A 937-nucleotide genomic window follows, 5' to 3' on the forward strand; every position below is an offset into this window, starting at 1 on the left:
AAATATGAGCGAAATTAAAAACAGTTTTTTAGACCTAGTAGGGAATACACCACTAGTAAGAGTAAACAACTTAATCAAGAAAGATGAATTGAAAGCAGATGTACTCGCAAAACTAGAATACTTCAATCCCGCAGGATCAGTCAAAGACAGAATTGCAAAAGAAATGATCCTAGATGCACTAGAAAAAGGATTGATCAATGAAAATACAACATTGATTGAACCAACAAGTGGAAATACAGGAATTGGACTATCAGCCGTAGCAACAGCATTGAATCTCAAGATCATTATTACAATGCCAGAAACAATGTCGGTAGAAAGAAGAAATCTTATGAAGGCATATGGAGCAGAATTAGTCTTAACACCAGGAAGCGAAGGAATGAAGGGAGCAATCGCCAAAGCAAAAGAATTGGTATCACAAATCGAAAATAGCTTCATTCCAGGACAGTTTGAAAATCCAGCGAATCCAACAGCACACTATAAAACAACAGGACCAGAAATCTATGAACAAACAGAAGGAAAAGTAGATATCTTTGTAGCCGGAGTAGGAACAGGAGGAACAATTTCAGGGATAGGGAAATACTTGAAAGAAAAGAATCCAGAAGTAAAAGTAGTGGCAGTAGAACCAGCAAGCTCACCGGTATTATCAACAGGAAAAGGTGGAGCACATAAGATCCAAGGAATCGGGGCAGGATTTGTACCAGAAACATTGGATACAAAGATTTATGATGAAATCATTACAGTAGAAAATGAAGATGCATTTGCGACAGGGAAAGAAATGGCAAAGACAGAAGGAATCTTAGTAGGGATATCATCAGGAGCAGCATTATATGCAGCCAAAGAACTGGCCAAGAGAGAAGAAAATGCAGGGAAGACAATTGTCGTCTTATTACCAGATGGTGGAGATCGTTATTTATCAACACCTTTAATTCAAGATTAG

The 937-nt window shown here is 37.9% G+C and carries 1 protein-coding gene; it reads left to right on the forward strand.

Going from position 1 to position 937, the window contains the following annotated elements:
• Positions 1-4 precede the first annotated feature (4 nt).
• Entirely contained in the window at positions 5-937 is a 933-nt protein-coding gene (gene cysK, locus HUU89_RS14445) for a cysteine synthase A (RefSeq protein ID WP_175302130.1), read from the forward strand.

It is taken from the genome of Faecalibacillus sp. H12 (assembly GCF_013361255.1).
In the GTDB taxonomy this organism is placed as follows: domain Bacteria; phylum Bacillota_I; class Bacilli_A; order Erysipelotrichales; family Coprobacillaceae; genus Faecalibacillus; species Faecalibacillus intestinalis.